Annotated in this window: 14 protein-coding genes; all 14 read left to right on the top strand. The window is 44.2% G+C overall.

Features of this window, described 5'->3' with window-relative positions; all coding sequences use genetic code 11:
* Window positions 1-4: 4 nt before the first annotated feature.
* Window positions 5-1,723 carry a hypothetical protein gene (locus IEY34_RS07675; protein ID WP_189009931.1) on the top strand — a complete coding sequence of 573 codons (1,719 nt, stop codon included), beginning with the start codon at window positions 5-7 and terminating at the stop codon, window positions 1,721-1,723.
* Between the two features lie 13 nt (window positions 1,724-1,736).
* Complete coding sequence (locus IEY34_RS07670; RefSeq protein ID WP_189009929.1) at window positions 1,737-1,925, top strand: hypothetical protein; 189 nt, start codon at window positions 1,737-1,739, stop codon at window positions 1,923-1,925.
* Window positions 1,922-2,191: a PqqD family protein gene (locus IEY34_RS07665; protein ID WP_189009927.1), complete on the top strand. Its 270-nt coding sequence runs from the start codon at window positions 1,922-1,924 to the stop codon at window positions 2,189-2,191. The genes IEY34_RS07670 and IEY34_RS07665 overlap by 4 nt, the downstream gene beginning before the upstream one ends.
* Window positions 2,192-2,402: 211 nt before the next feature.
* Window positions 2,403-4,343, top strand: coding sequence for an asparagine synthase-related protein (locus tag IEY34_RS07660; RefSeq protein WP_189009925.1), 1,941 nt, complete (start codon window positions 2,403-2,405; stop codon window positions 4,341-4,343).
* 14 nt (window positions 4,344-4,357) lie between these two features.
* The gene (locus IEY34_RS07655; RefSeq protein WP_189009923.1) at window positions 4,358-4,492 is read left to right on the top strand and encodes a paeninodin family lasso peptide; all 135 of its coding nucleotides are present in this window, start codon (window positions 4,358-4,360) and stop codon (window positions 4,490-4,492) included.
* Between the two features lie 146 nt (window positions 4,493-4,638).
* Window positions 4,639-5,574 (top strand): aldolase, encoded by a 936-nt coding sequence (locus IEY34_RS07650; RefSeq protein WP_189009921.1) that lies wholly within the window; start codon window positions 4,639-4,641, stop codon window positions 5,572-5,574.
* A gap of 2 nt (window positions 5,575-5,576) precedes the next feature.
* Window positions 5,577-5,891, top strand: a complete 315-nt coding sequence (locus tag IEY34_RS07645) for a lasso peptide biosynthesis PqqD family chaperone (RefSeq protein WP_189009919.1) — start codon at window positions 5,577-5,579, stop codon at window positions 5,889-5,891.
* Window positions 5,878-6,333 (top strand): lasso peptide biosynthesis B2 protein, encoded by a 456-nt coding sequence (locus IEY34_RS07640; protein ID WP_189009917.1) that lies wholly within the window; start codon window positions 5,878-5,880, stop codon window positions 6,331-6,333. The genes IEY34_RS07645 and IEY34_RS07640 overlap by 14 nt, the downstream gene beginning before the upstream one ends.
* Before the next feature lie 18 nt (window positions 6,334-6,351).
* On the top strand, window positions 6,352-7,551 hold the full coding sequence (locus tag IEY34_RS07635; RefSeq protein ID WP_189009915.1) for a nucleotidyltransferase domain-containing protein: 1,200 nt from the start codon (window positions 6,352-6,354) through the stop codon (window positions 7,549-7,551).
* Entirely contained in the window at window positions 7,551-9,347 is a 1,797-nt protein-coding gene (locus IEY34_RS07630; RefSeq protein WP_189009913.1) for an ABC transporter ATP-binding protein, read from the top strand. The genes IEY34_RS07635 and IEY34_RS07630 overlap by 1 nt, the downstream gene beginning before the upstream one ends.
* A 167-nt stretch (window positions 9,348-9,514) precedes the next feature.
* Window positions 9,515-10,237 carry a glycosyltransferase family 32 protein gene (locus IEY34_RS07625; protein WP_189009911.1) on the top strand — a complete coding sequence of 241 codons (723 nt, stop codon included), beginning with the start codon at window positions 9,515-9,517 and terminating at the stop codon, window positions 10,235-10,237.
* A gap of 22 nt (window positions 10,238-10,259) precedes the next feature.
* Entirely contained in the window at window positions 10,260-10,865 is a 606-nt protein-coding gene (locus tag IEY34_RS07620; RefSeq protein WP_189009909.1) for an acyltransferase, read from the top strand.
* The gene (locus tag IEY34_RS07615; RefSeq protein WP_189009907.1) at window positions 10,858-12,093 is read left to right on the top strand and encodes a glycosyltransferase; all 1,236 of its coding nucleotides are present in this window, start codon (window positions 10,858-10,860) and stop codon (window positions 12,091-12,093) included. The genes IEY34_RS07620 and IEY34_RS07615 overlap by 8 nt, the downstream gene beginning before the upstream one ends.
* Window positions 12,090-13,202 carry a polysaccharide pyruvyl transferase family protein gene (locus IEY34_RS07610; RefSeq protein ID WP_189009905.1) on the top strand — a complete coding sequence of 371 codons (1,113 nt, stop codon included), beginning with the start codon at window positions 12,090-12,092 and terminating at the stop codon, window positions 13,200-13,202. The genes IEY34_RS07615 and IEY34_RS07610 overlap by 4 nt, the downstream gene beginning before the upstream one ends.
* Window position 13,203 lies beyond the last annotated feature (1 nt).

Genomic DNA, 13,203 nt, shown 5'->3' with positions numbered 1-13,203 from the left:
TGAATTGAAAATAAACTGGAAACACACGATGGTCGCCCTTGTCTTGACAGCCTCTCTGGTTATATCTTCAGCGTCTTTCCACGCGGCAGCCGATGAGAAGTATACCCAAACCTCTGTAGAGAAAACTTATCAGTTAACGGATGCAATTAAGGTGGAAGTGAAGGGGATTCTAAATGAATCCACCTCGGAGGGAACTCGAATTGCGGCAACGATTCGTTTATTTAATAATGGAGATCGATTGACCGGGGTGCCCGAGTATGAAGTTCGCGTCAAGACGCAAGAAGGACTGGAGTATATCATGCGTCCCAGTCAAGCGAATGCCAAGAATATTCAGCCCAAGGAGACTGTCGAACTTAGCTATATGAACGTCATTGACCGCTATGATAATTTCTCGCTGACTGAGCTTTCATGGCTGGATGTTAATGAATTCGTCTATCCCAAACAAGAAGAAAGAATTATTTCAATTCCTATTTCTTCCAATGAATGGAAGGGGGAGAAGGCTACACTTGCCAATCCCGCTGTGACTAAGAAATGGGAAGATACGTTCACAATTCCTGTGCTGTCTACTACATTGGAATTCAAGCCCGTTAGTTTGAATGAACAGAATACACCGGATGGTCCAATGGTCATTGTAGGTTTACTTGTTACGAACCAAGGAGACAAGAAGACGACCATACCAGATTTCCGGATCAATGGTATTTCAGATAAGAAGGTCTACAATGGCAAAAGGCTGGAACAAGGCCCGCTCTCGCTGGAATACGGCGAACAGACGTATATTCATTATGCCATTCCTGCGAGAAACCGGTTAGAAATGAAGAGCTTGTCGATTCTAACACCGGAGGATTTCGCGGGAGAAGACAAAACACATACGAATTATCTAATCGGTCGACTGACCATTACGCTTCCTGGCGCTAAGAGCACGATCGGTTATATTAATCAATTATCGCCGTATGAGTGGAATAAGCCGATCCACTTCGATCCCTTGTACAAGTTAATACGGCCTGAGGTTGACGTATCGATGGTGGATCTTCGCTTGCAAGAAAGTGCTGGTGGTGGCTTCAAAGCGGCAGTCGCCAAATTCAAATTGCTTAATCATAGCGATACGCCGATGCAGGTTCCACAATTCGATACGAAGTTAACCAGCTATAATGGCAATAGCTATATGGGAACCAGACAGAACACGCAAGTGGATACGCTGATTCCGAATATCAGTTATGTCATCTATTATTCCTTTATCATTCCAAGCTCGGAAACTGGCGAGCAATTAGTGATGGAAATTCTGGATGGCAAGAGTGTAGCGCCGTACCATATTACAATGGCTGCGTTTAAGACGAAAGTAATGGATACGAAGGAAGACAGTACCCTTGCTTTCTACCCTTTTCAGGCTACGCTGAATGATTGGTCGACATCGGCTAATTATAATAACGGCAATGGTTTACCTTATTCGTATAAGCTTAATTTGGATTTTACGATCAAGCTTCAGGACGAAGTCGTTGTTGATCAAAGTTTTTCCAAGATGAGGCTTGAATTGGTTGATGCCAAAGAGCGGATCATGGTTTCCAAGGTTCTTTCGTTTACTGGCGAGAACAAGCTGGTTAGCGGGGCCCAGACCATTAATTTTGACTTGGATCGATTCGAAACAACCGTCTTCCTGCGTATGTACGAAATTATTGATACCCCTTTCGGAGAAGCAAGAAGACTTATTCAAACGTGGAAAAGATAGGAGACGTACCTTTATGACAAAGGATACTCGCGTAAATACGAATGTGTATACACGTCCTATGGTGTTAAGTCAGCAGCCGGTTTATTTGGAACCGGCTTATCGCTGGAACCAAGAGCAAAGCAAGGTGAATCAACCTTTTAAGGGGGATGAGGCTATTCATCATCCCCATCTTGACCCAACATTTAGGGGGTTGCGTATATGATAGGCCAGTATCTGCGTATGAATAACTATGAGACCATTCAGCTGGACATGGAATGGATTATCTTAAATACGGATGAATATACCTTAACGAAGTTAAATAGCGTGGGGGGATTCTGCTGGTCATTGCTGGGGGAAGTTCAGACGGTCGACTCAATTAGCGAGGCGGTGCGTCAGAAATACGATTTCGTGGATGAGTCGGTCGAAGAGGATATTGCATCCTTTTTGCATGATCTGATTCGGCGTGGACTTGTGCAGCAGGCTAGTTAAGGACTTTTAAAAAAACATCCAAGAAATTGTTGACAGTGAAGAACATAGATGGTATTCTAAGATTGTTCTCCATAAAGAACAAAAACAGATAGAATTTAGAATGAATTTCGTGTAATAAGATTATAAAAAGAAATATAAATGGAAAACTAGGCTTTAATGTTCTTTAATGAGAACAACAACGTTTTCTAGCAGATCGTTTTGGAGGAAAATCATGAGTGCCATTACCGGGATCTTTCACTGTAATCAAGAGCCAGTTAGCGCCGAGCATGGCCAAACCTTAATGCAAGGACTAGCGAAATATCCATCGAACGATATCCGAACCTGGTATAACGATCATATTTTTCTTGGGTGTCATGCACAGTGGATTACACCTGAGTCTGTCCATGAACGCTTGCCATACCGGGACTCGCAAAGGGAATTAGTCATTACAGCCGATGCGATCATAGATAATCGAGATGAATTGTTTCAGCTTTTACAGGTAGAGCCGGGGCGCCGGAATCAGATGTCCGATAGTGAACTTATCTTACTTTCGTATCAGAGATGGAAAACGGACGCACCTAAGTATTTGGTCGGTGATTTCGCTTTTATGATCTGGGACGAAAGAAATCAGAAGCTCTTCGGTGCCAGAGATTTTTCCGGAAGTCGTACCCTGTATTACCTCCACCATCGTGAACGGTTTGCTTTCTGTACGATTATTGAACCGCTTTTGACGCTGCCTTATATTCAGAAGAAGCTGAACGAACAATGGTTGGCGGAATATCTGGCCATATCGGCGCCAATCGACGGGGTAGACGGTTCCATCACACCGTACGAGAATATCGCACAAATACCTCCCTCACATAGCATTACAGTAACGCGTGAGCATATTACCTTGCAAAGATACTGCACGATTGAAGCTAGTGAGCCGTTGAAACTGAAATCCAATGAAGAATACGTCGAGGCTTTTCAAGAAGTATTCCAGCAATCCGTGGATGCTCGGCTGCGTACGTATCGTGGTGTTGGGGCACATCTAAGCGGGGGTCTGGATTCGGGTTCCGTTGTCAGTTTCGCTGTTAAATCGCTAAGTAAAGAGAACAAACGGCTGCAGACATTCAGCTACGTTCCCTCAAGTGATTTTAGAGATTATACAGCCAATCAGCTGATGGCTGACGAAAGCCCCTTTATTCAAATGACGGTGAAGCATGTAGGCGGAATCGATGATCATTATCTGGATTTTAAAGGAAAGAATTCTTACTCAGATATTGACTCTCTGTTAGAAACAATGGAAATGCCCTACAAGTTTTTTGAGAACTCATTCTGGATGCGGGGCATGTTTGAGAAGGCTCAGGAGCAAGATGTTGCCGTTCTCCTAAGTGGAGCCAGAGGGAATTTAAGCATTTCATGGGGATCCGCGTATGATCATTATGCAACTTTAATGAAGAAATTACGCTGGGTGCGGCTCTTGCAAGAACTCCATCAGTATAGTATTCATACTAGCGGAGCTCGACTGCGCAGCCTTCCAATTGTCGCAAGGGTGGCCTTTCCGTTCCTGGATCGTCTGCTTGAAAAGGGTGCTTTCAACCCATTTCCGATTTTGATTAATCAGGAATTCGCCAATAGGAGCCAAGTGTTTAATAAACTAAGCGGCTATGGCATAGACCGGTCAGGCTGGTTCTCAACTTCCAATATTTATGAACAAAGGCGTCGTCATTTCCAAGATCTTTTTCACTGGAATGCCACGAATACACTGACTACCAAATTATCCTTGCGTCATTCGCTGTGGCAGCGTGACCCAACCAATGATATCCGCGTCATTCGTTACTGCTTATCCGTGCCTGAAGATCAGTATGTTCAGAATGGCCTGGATCGCGCTCTGATTCGAAGATCAACGGAGAAACTACTGCCTGATACGATTCGGTTGAATCAACGGATTCGCGGCGTGCAGGGAGCTGATTGGGTTCATCGCATGGTGCCGCATTGGGATTCTTTCCTCGATGAAGCACAGCAGCTAAGCACAGATTCGAACGTGCTCCGATTTATGGACGGTGCGAAGATCAAGTCCGCATTGCTCAAAGTCAAGGCTGGAGTTCGACCTGAGCTGGCTACGGATTCAGAGTACAGATTATTAATGCGCAGCTTAATTGTGTATAGGTACATGAAAAAATTCGCTTGAGAGGAGGTGAAGATATGAAAAAAGAATGGAAAAAACCAGCGCTTGAGGTTCTTGAAGTAAGCATGACAATGGCTGATCCTAACAACGGAAACCATCTTGACTTTGCTTACCCATCAGGTACTCCGCGTGATCAATTAACTTATAGCTAATAGGAAATGAAACTCGATCTGCTTGGATTTCAGTACATACGAAACCATGTAGGCAGCTGGTATTTTGGAGTTAATACGTAAAGGTCCTTATACAGCAAGTCGTATAAGGGCCTTTACCATAATTAGGGAAATGGTGGCGTGAATTGATGTTGGGAACGAAGCAGCATACGTGTTATCTGGCGTTTGGACTTACCATATCCAGTGAGCTGGATTTTCCGGAATTAAAACAACTGAATCAGGATGTACCTGCTTATGATATGGACATTATTGTAGAAGATGAAGATAGAAATGGGATGTATGCGGACGTATATGAGAAACCCAATACCTATCTCATTGCGAATGATTCGGTCATGTTCTATGTCCCTGGTGTTGCCGTATTTGTTGCCCAGGCAGGCAAACGTATCGCAGTTACCCCGATGAAAGACGTGGAAGCGAGTAAATTGCGTTTGTATATCTTGGGAACTTGTATGGGCGCCATTCTGATGCAGCGAAGAGTGCTTCCGTTGCATGGCAGCGTTGTTGCAGTTGATGGAAAAGCCTATGCCATTGTAGGTCAGTCAGGGGCTGGGAAGTCTACGCTGGCTTCAGCTTTTATGCAGCAAGGGTTTCAGCTGCTTACCGATGATGTGATCGCCGTTGCATGTTCAGGTGAAATGAATATTCCTTATGTCACTTCCTCCTACCCGCAGCAGAAACTGTGGCAAGAGAGTTTAACGAATTTTGGCATGGATGCTGGGGAATATCGGGCTATTTTTGGGAGAGAGACCAAGTATAACGTTCCCGTAGATTCGCACTATTTCGCTGGAATGCTGCCGCTCGCTGGAATTATCGAATTGGTGAAGTCCGACCAGGATGAAAGCCAGATTCGCCCCATTGAACGCCTGGAACGATTTCAAATCCTATTTGAACATACGTTTCGGAACTTTTTTATCCCGCAATTGGGGTTAACGGATTGGCACTTTCAAACCTCTGTAAACTTGGTGAAGCACATCCAGATGTATCGCTTACTCAGACCAACCAACGGTTTTACCGCTCCACTGCTGGTATCAACCATTCTGCAAGCCATTAACAAGGAGGTATAGCGATGATGAAGAATGACGTCGTTTCAGTTTCGCAGAAAAATGTTTTTGTTCAAAGTCAAGGGAATATTGTTAGTGATATGGGCGGCGAGAAGGTGATGCTGAGCATTCACAATGGGAAATATTATAACTTGGGTGAGATCGGCGGGAGAATCTGGGAATTATTAGCGGAACCATCCGAGGTTGCACAGATTATTAGCTTGCTGATGGCGGAATACGATGTTGAGCAACAGGAGTGCGAGCAGGAGGTTATCACCTTTATTGAGCGGTTATCCAAAGAAGGATTGATCGAATTCGGAGAAGATCATGGGCATCTTTAGGAAAATCAATATTCTGTTTTCATTAAATTTTAGAACCCTTGGCCTGTATGCAGAGGCTGCCTGTTATCTGGGTTGGGCGCGCATCCAAGTGGCAATTCCCTTCTCGAAGGTGGCTCCCAAGCTTGGAGTTCGAATGGAAGAAACATCGAATGATAGATTTGAGAAGCATCGCACAGAGTTAATAAGCGTGCAAGATGCTATTCACTTGATAAGTCAACATACGATCTGGGAGAGTAAATGCTTGGTCAAAGCGATTGCCGCTTCGCGCATGTTGGAAAAGCGTCACATCGACAGCACGTTATATCTGGGAACGGCCCGCGATGAATCGGGCAAAATGATAGCTCATGCTTGGCTGCGCAGCGGTCCTTACTATATTACGGGAGCCGAAGGCATGGAACGGTTCGTCGTGATTGGTAAATTCGCTAAATATGCAGGTCAATAGAGGATGAAGGAGATTAAGATGACTACCCATTCCCATTCGGATTCGACGCTCTTCTCCCAAGAATTAAATATGCTACTTTCCATTTTGAAAATGAAGATAGGCAAGAATGACCTGTCTGCTTATAGAGACTGTCCAAATGAGTTGAATTGGGATGAATTCCTGCAGTTAGCCAGACATCATCGGGTTTATCCTAATCTGTATGCCAAGTTAAAGCAAACAGAAATAGCATGGATACCGCCGCATGTTAGTAAAGAACTGCAAATGTACTATCAGGACAATACCTTTGCGATGCTTCATTTAAGTGCAGAGATGGCCAATATCGCCAAAGTGTTCGCTGAGTCAGACATTCGCACGATTATGTTGAAAGGTCCCATTCTGGCGAGTGATTTGTATGGCGATATTTCCCTTCGCACTTCCGGTGATCTGGACGTCTTGGTGCCTATGGAAAGTGTGCAGCGAACCGAGGAACTTCTGAGCTGTCTAGGCTACGTGAAGGATGATGAATATAAATCCATTCTGAATGATTGGAAATGGCGGCATCATCACGTCACGTATGACCATGTGCAGAAGGGCATAAAGCTTGAAATCCATTGGCGACTAGGCCCTGGACCTGCTAAGGAGCCAGCTTTCGAAGAACTATGGGAACGCAGAAGAATCAGCTCTATTGTCAGCCATCCGATCTATTATTTGGGGAGCGAGGATTTATTTCTATTCCTGGCTGCTCACGGTGCTCGTCATGGTTGGTCACGACTGCGTTGGCTGCTTGATATCGACCAGTTAGCCAGGCAGAAGTTGGATGTTAGTAAGCTCCACGACTTGCTAAAGAAGAACCGTCAGCAGCATATTGGAGCGCAAGCGCTGATACTGGCTGTGAAAGTTCTGCATACCCCGCTAACGGTAGACCTGGAGCGATTAACCTCGGTTAAACGAGCGGATCGCCTGGCAGATGATGCCTATTTCTACATTCGGCAAAAGATCAATCTGCATACCTCCCCCGTTCCGGCCGATGTCTCCCGCTACCACAAACGTCATTTGTTTGCCCTAATGACAACTTGGCAAAAGGTGCTATTCATCCTAAGTTTCCTGTATCCATATCCAGAAGATGCGGAGACGTTGAAATTACCCGCGAAGCTGCACGTCCTCTATTTCCCGCTGCGTCCCCTTCTATGGGCTTGGAGAAAAACCAGAAAGAATGTTGTTACACAGGGAGAATTATAATGGAGCATCTATTATATTTTACGAAGCAACTGCATGCTTACGCAGGGAAGATTCTTTATATGAATTTGCTCGGTATGAGCTTCATAAGTTTACTGGAAGGGCTAGGGCTATTTCTAGTCATTCCGCTGCTTAGCATTTGTGGTATCCTGAACAGCAGCGCAGGAATAAGCTTGCCGCCAGCTTTCATGAATCTGTTGAATGGACTTCCTACATCGGGGGCGCTGCTGCTGATCATGGGGGCATACCTGGTCCTGGTCTTCGCCCAGAGTCTCATTCAACGCAACCTCACACTGCGCGATGTTCGCATTCATACGGGCTTTATTAATTACGTTAGATTAGAGACGTACACGGCGATCATGCAGGCAAACTGGGATTTCTTCATCAAGAAAAGAAAATCAGATTTGATTAATTCTCTCACTGATGAACTGGGCCGTGTGACCAGCGGGACGTATATGTTTCTTCAATTTGCAGCTTCAACCGTGTTTACATTGATTCAAGTGGGCATAGCTTTCTGGCTATCGCCGATGATGACTGTGTTTGTAATCGCTTGTGGTCTGGCTGTGTCCTATTTCTCACGTATCTTCATTAAGAGATCCAAATTGCAGGGACAGCAAACCTCCGAGCTAGGAAGAAGTTATATCGGCGGGATGACCGATCATCTTAACGGGGTTAAAGATATTAAAAGCAATATGTTAGAAGAATCACGCATTTACTGGTTAATGACCTGGTGTCAGAAATTTGCGCAGGAGCGTTTGGCTCAGGCCAAGATAAGTGCCAATTCACAGCTCTATTTCAAATTATCCTCCTCCCTCATCATCGTCATCTTCATCTGTGTGTCGGTTCTGCTCTTTCAAACGCAGGGGCAGCAATTGATTCTGGTCGTTCTTATTTTCTCTCGCTTATGGCCAAGATTTGCTAGTATACAGTCGAATTTGGAACAAATTGCCGCAGCTGTTCCGGCGTTCAAAACGATGATGGAGCTTCAAAATGAATGCCGAGAGGCCAGAGAAATCAAAGACGCAGCCCGCTCCGTCTTACCGCTTCAACTCAAGCATCATCTGGAGTGTCGAGATGTCTCCTTCCAATACAACGCCGAGGAAGAACGGTTTGCTCTTCGTGACATTAATGTTCGTATCCGATCAAAACAAATGACAGCTGTTATTGGGCGCTCTGGCGCGGGCAAGAGCACATTCATTGATATCTTAATGGGGCTGCTTCAGCCGCAGCGAGGACAAGTGTGGATAGATGGCGTGCCGCTTACCAGTGAGAATTTGTTATCCTTGCGAAAATCGATTAGCTATGTCCCGCAGGATCCTTTCTTGTTCAATGGAACCATCCGAGATAATTTATTGTTGATCGATGCGAATGCGACTGAAGCGCAGCTCTGGGAAGCCCTTGATTTTGCAGCATCCGCAGAGTTTGTAAGCAAACTGCCGGAAGGTCTTGATACCGTTATCGGAGATCGCGGTGTACGGTTATCCGGTGGCGAACGGCAGCGGATCGTGCTGGCTCGAGCCATCCTGCGCAAGCCATCGATTCTAATTCTGGATGAGGCGACCAGCGCCTTGGATCGCGAGAACGAAACCAAGATCCAACAAGCGTTAGAGCGACTGCAGGGGAAATTGACAATCATCGTGATCGCACACAGGCTATCCACGATACGCAAAGCTGAGCAAGTCATCGTGATAGATAATGGCATCATCATTCAGAATGGCGACTATGAACAATTGGCAAACGAACGTGGAGGACTATTTTCGAACTTATTAGGGAACCAAATAACGGCCATTCATTCCTAAATAGGCAATTTGGGCGGATTTACGAAAAATTATCTAATAATGTTCTCTATTGTGGTATCAGATCGTTGACAAGTTCTTTATAAAGAACTACTATGGAGAGAATGGATGTTCTTTATTAAGAATATTAGCTTTTGAGGCGTGAGCCGTCGAAAGAAGGAGATTGCGCGATGGGAATTCCCAAAATTATTCATTATTGTTGGTTTGGCAAGCAGGAGAAGCCTGAAATTGTTAAACGCTGTATAGCGAGCTGGTATCGTTACTTGCCCGGCTATCGCTTCATCGAGTGGAATGAGAACAATTTTGATCATACCTGTAATCCCTACGTTAAAGAAGCCTATGAGGCGGGGAAATATGCCTTTGTGAGCGATTATGCGCGGGTATTTGCCTTATATCATTTTGGCGGCATTTATTTAGATACGGATGTAGAAGTATTCAAATCGTTCAACGATTTGCTTCATCACGATTCCTTCTGGGGATTCGAACAAGAAAACTTCATTGCAACGAGCACGATCGGCGCAGCCAGGGAAAATAAGCTCATTCAAGCTTTTATGGACTCCTATCAAACCAAAAGTTTCCTCCTCGCGGACGGCACATTCAATTCCTTAACGAATGTCGCCATGATTACCGAAATCATCGGCGGCATGGGCATCATTCCTAATGGTAAATATCAGGAAATTAAAGGTCTCGGCACCTTTTATCCACAAACATATTTCTCGCCGTATGACTATATTAACTGTCAGAGCTTCAAAACTGACAAGACGTATGCGATGCATCACTTCTACAAAAGCTGGCTGCCGCGCAAAGCGAGATGGAAGGGACATATCAAGTTGATGGCTTCGAAAGTGATCGGTGGTCATAATATTGCTAGAATTCGCAAGCTGCTAAGCTAAATAATTCAATTGGGAGAACCGAATGATAAGTATTCTACGGAAAATAATGACCACGCTGATTGCGGAAAGCCGCGGCAGAGGCTTGTATTACACCATCCTAATGAATCTATCCCATCTGATTGGCATTCTGAGAGCTGGATGTAATAAGCTTATTTATTTCAAAAACATTAAATCTTCCATCTTCTCACTCCAAGCGAATAGTAGAATCGAAGCCTTCAGCAAGCATGCCACCATTCACATCGGGAAATTCGTGTTTATTCGCAAGAACGCCAGTATTCGTGTAGATCATTTTGGGGAACTTCGCATGGCAGAAAAGGTTTTCATTAACGATAACTGCAACATTAATTGTGTGTATAAGATCACTATTGGCAAGCATACCAAGATTGCGCCTAATGTTAGTATCAATGATCATGATCACAACTATAAGAGCAGCACGGGTGATCACTTGATCAAAGGAGAAATTAAAATTGGGGAAAATGTCTGGATAGGCTCCAATGTTGTTATTCTTAGGGATACAATTATTGGCGATAATGCCGTAATCGCAGCCGGTAGCGTTGTGAAAGGGAATGTGCCAGCCAATACGCTGTATCTAAATAAAAGAGAAAAGAGTTATATCCAATATGCCTAAAATCTTGATTACGGTCTTTGACATGGAAATTGGCGGTATAGAACGAAGCTTAATTAACATGCTGGAGAGCTTTGATTACGAGAATTATGAGGTGGATCTGTTTATCTGCCAGCATGCCGGTGACTTTCTCAGCTTCATACCCGAGCAAGTTCATGTGCTGCCTGAGCAAGCCCAATACACGGTTTTTCGTAAATCTATGCTCAGTTGTCTCAAAGAGGGGCATTTCTCAGCTTTCCTGATCCGACTAGCGAGCAAAATGCTGGCAGGTTGGAAGGCGAAACGCCGAAAACTGAAAGAGGGCTCAGGCTACATTCAAATGCAGCTTGTGCTTAAGTTCACGTCCTATGTGCTGCCAAAGATAGACCAAGAATATGATTTAGCCATCAGTTACGCCTGGCCGCATGATATTGTTGCCAATAATGTAAAGGCAGCGAAGAAAATGGCCTGGATCCATACGGATTACAGCGAACTGGAAATAGACAATGAGATAGACCTTGCGCTCTGGAACAAATTCGATACGATTGCCTCGATCTCAGACGCCTGCACGGAGGCATTTCTCAAGACTTACCCTTCTCTGCAATCGAAGATCATGCTAATCGAGAATATAACATCACCTAGGTTTATTAAGCAAATGGCAGAAGAACCGCTCCAAATCAATGAAGGTCAGGAAGAAACATTTTCCATCGTCTCTGTCGGTCGGTTGTCGTATGTAAAGGGATTCGATATGGCCGTTCAAGCATTGAGGCTGCTGCATGATAAGGGACTCACCGCTATCAAATGGTATATTGTTGGGTATGGCGGGTATGAGAACCAGCTTAAATCAATCATTGCCGAGAACAAGCTGGAGAACCACTTTATCCTCGTAGGCAAGCAAATGAACCCTTACCCTTATATGAAGCACTGTGACTTATACGTTCAGCCCTCCCGGTATGAAGGCAAGGCAGTAACCGTTACGGAAGCCAAGATATTGGGCAAACCTGTGATGATAACGAATTATCCAACAGCCGGCAGTCAGATTGAGGATGGGGAGGAAGGCCTTATTTGTGAGTTAAGTGTGGAGGGTATCGCGGAGGGGATTGAGCGGTTGTATAAGGATGTCGTTCTAAGAGACAGTTTGGCAAGCCATTGCGCCAGGACAGATTATAGCAACACCGATGAGCTTAATAAAATTTATCATACAGTGGGGCATTCAGAACCGAATTTTGTAAGGAAAGAAGTGACAGTATGAAGGTATGTACGATAACTTGTCATGATGTATATAATCATGGTGCGTCTTTACAAGCTTACGGATTAATGAGATATCTCAAAACATGCGGACATGATGTAGAAATTATTGATTACAAGCCGGATTATCTAAGCAATCACTATAATATGTGGAGTATTAATCATCCCAAGTGGGAAAAGAATGCAGTAACCAAATTGTTGTATTTAACGCTCAAAATACCGACGAGAATTCGTGAACGTGCCAAGAAACGGGCGTTTGATCGATTCACAGCCAAGTATTTGCCAATAACAAATGTTAGGTATCGAACCAATGAAGAATTAAAGCAGGATATGCCTGATGCGGATGTCTACTTGTGCGGCAGTGATCAAATATGGAATTGCTTGCACAAGAATGGCAAGGATCCAGCCTTTTATTTGGATTTTGTTCCTGATCAGAAAGTAAAAGCAGCCTATGCGGCAAGTTTTGCCACTGACAGCATCTCTGACGAGTATCAGCCCGTGGTGAAGAAACGCGTAGAACGGTTGGATGCTGTAGGCGTAAGAGAGAAAAGTGCTGTGGACATTCTAAGCAGATTAAATATAACAAAAGCCAATCATGTTGTAGATCCAGTTTTTTTATTAGACTCAACAGATTGGGATCAAATTGGAAATCAAAGCTATCAAGAAAAATATATTCTAATCTATGATTTTGACAGCAGTGCATTGATCAAGCAGATAGCCATGGATGTTGCCAAGGAGAAAGGATATAAGATCTATACGCTGCACTCTGGCAAGTTGAGGTACGCAGACAAATACTTTACATTGGACGGTCCGGAAACTTTCGTATCACTTGTGAGAAATGCTCAGTTTATTATATCGAACTCTTTTCATGCCGCTGTTTTTTCTATCCTGTATGAAAAATCGTTCGTTATTGTGAACAGGAACGAAGCTATTAACACAAGAATGAGAGATCTGCTAGATGATTTAGAGCTCAAGGATCGTTTAGTTACTGAAGATTATAGCCTGAAAGAAATCGTGAAGAAGATGGAATTTCATCGGAGCAAGAAGCTTTTACAAGATAAAATCGACTTCTCTAAGAAATACTTGCAGGATGTACTTTCCATTCAGAAATAGG

This window comes from Paenibacillus marchantiophytorum (genome assembly GCF_014640555.1).
Classification (GTDB): domain Bacteria; phylum Bacillota; class Bacilli; order Paenibacillales; family NBRC-103111; genus Paenibacillus_E; species Paenibacillus_E marchantiophytorum.
This window is presented reverse-complemented; position numbering and strand designations above follow the sequence as displayed.

Bases quoted from the DNA above. Each gene is read 5' to 3' on its own strand.
- IEY34_RS07670 (WP_189009929.1), top strand. From the start codon at position 1,737: ATGACAAAGGATACTCGCGTAAATACGAATGTGTATACACGTCCTATG.
- IEY34_RS07665 (WP_189009927.1), top strand. From the start codon at position 1,922: ATGATAGGCCAGTATCTGCGTATGAATAACTATGAGACCATTCAGCTG.
- IEY34_RS07660 (WP_189009925.1), top strand. From the start codon at position 2,403: ATGAGTGCCATTACCGGGATCTTTCACTGTAATCAAGAGCCAGTTAGC.
- IEY34_RS07655 (WP_189009923.1), top strand. From the start codon at position 4,358: ATGAAAAAAGAATGGAAAAAACCAGCGCTTGAGGTTCTTGAAGTAAGC.
- IEY34_RS07650 (WP_189009921.1), top strand. From the start codon at position 4,639: ATGTTGGGAACGAAGCAGCATACGTGTTATCTGGCGTTTGGACTTACC.
- IEY34_RS07645 (WP_189009919.1), top strand. From the start codon at position 5,577: ATGATGAAGAATGACGTCGTTTCAGTTTCGCAGAAAAATGTTTTTGTT.
- IEY34_RS07640 (WP_189009917.1), top strand. From the start codon at position 5,878: ATGGGCATCTTTAGGAAAATCAATATTCTGTTTTCATTAAATTTTAGA.
- IEY34_RS07635 (WP_189009915.1), top strand. From the start codon at position 6,352: ATGACTACCCATTCCCATTCGGATTCGACGCTCTTCTCCCAAGAATTA.
- IEY34_RS07630 (WP_189009913.1), top strand. From the start codon at position 7,551: ATGGAGCATCTATTATATTTTACGAAGCAACTGCATGCTTACGCAGGG.
- IEY34_RS07625 (WP_189009911.1), top strand. From the start codon at position 9,515: ATGGGAATTCCCAAAATTATTCATTATTGTTGGTTTGGCAAGCAGGAG.
- IEY34_RS07620 (WP_189009909.1), top strand. From the start codon at position 10,260: ATGATAAGTATTCTACGGAAAATAATGACCACGCTGATTGCGGAAAGC.
- IEY34_RS07615 (WP_189009907.1), top strand. From the start codon at position 10,858: ATGCCTAAAATCTTGATTACGGTCTTTGACATGGAAATTGGCGGTATA.
- IEY34_RS07610 (WP_189009905.1), top strand. From the start codon at position 12,090: ATGAAGGTATGTACGATAACTTGTCATGATGTATATAATCATGGTGCG.